This is a genomic window from Streptomyces sp. S6 (assembly GCF_054880855.1).
Genome location: NZ_JBTYMC010000680.1, coordinates 1 through 999 on the forward strand (window position 1 = coordinate 1; position 999 = coordinate 999).

Annotated in this window: 1 protein-coding gene and 1 pseudogene; one reads left to right on the forward strand and one right to left on the reverse strand. The window is 70.1% G+C overall.

Annotation, left to right across the window (positions count from 1 at the left end):
- Positions 1–223: pseudogene (locus tag ACVNF4_RS36395) on the reverse strand (acyl-ACP desaturase); the annotation flags it as partial.
- Between the two features lie 322 nt (positions 224–545).
- Between ACVNF4_RS36395 and ACVNF4_RS36400 the strand changes: the two are divergent.
- The coding region (locus ACVNF4_RS36400) for an aminotransferase class V-fold PLP-dependent enzyme (protein ID WP_461807087.1) at positions 546–999 on the forward strand (454 nt) is incomplete at its 3' end.

The window sequence follows — 999 nt, forward strand, 5'->3', positions numbered from 1 at the left end:
GCCGGCGGGGCAGGTCGTCCTCGGCGGCGAGGAGGGGGGCGAGGGCGTCCCGGGCGGCGGCGGGCAGCCGGGACTGGCCGGGGTGCCAGGGGGAGCTGTCGAAATCCCAGCCGAGGGACCAGGGCACGAGGTCGTGCGGCATCCAGTCGCGTACGTCCGTCAGATGGCGGTCGAGAAGGCGGGCGACACAGGGTTCGAGTTCCGCGCGCAGATCGATTGGCATGGCGATGTCCCTGTTCGAAATTGCGGAGAGAGTGCGGGAGTGGTGGGGGCGGACCATGGATTCCGGCCGTACCGAGGGGAACGCGGAGCCATAATGGTCCTTATCGTTCTCGCGTCGTAGGTTGCCACGGGTACCGGGCCGACAACGGCCCGTTGCCGCTGGCGGAGTGGCACCCGGTGAATGTTTCACTCGGAAGGCGCGAAATACCGACGATGCGCCTTCGCGTCACGTCGGATTATTTTCCGTGGGTTTTATCGGCCCGTTCCGGAAGTGCTTTCGGAAACGGGCAGGGAAGGGTTCCGGGATGTCTACCAGATTAGTCATGAACCGACCGAGTGATCTCACCTTCCTCCGGGAGGCGGAATTCCCGTACCTGGACGCGGCGGATCACGCCTATCTGGACTACACGGGTGCGGCCCTGGCGCCGCTGTCCCTCGTCCGGGCGAGCGCGGCCCGCCTCGGCTCGGGGGTGTACGGCAATCCGCACACGGCGAGCCCCGCGTCGCTGGCCTCGACCCGGCTGGTGGAGGAGGCCCGGGAGGCGGTGCTGGCGTTCTGCGGGGCGTCGCCCCGGGAGTACGCGGTCGTCTTCACGCCGAACGCGACGGGGGCGATACGGCTGGTCGCGGAGGCCTACCCGTTCGGTCCGGGCAGGCCGCTGGCGTTCCTCGGGGACGACCACAACTCGGTGCTGGGGATGCGCCGGTACGCGGCGCGGGCGGGGGCGCCGGTGCGGGTCGTGCCGCTCGGGCCGGGGCTGCGTACGCGGGCGACGG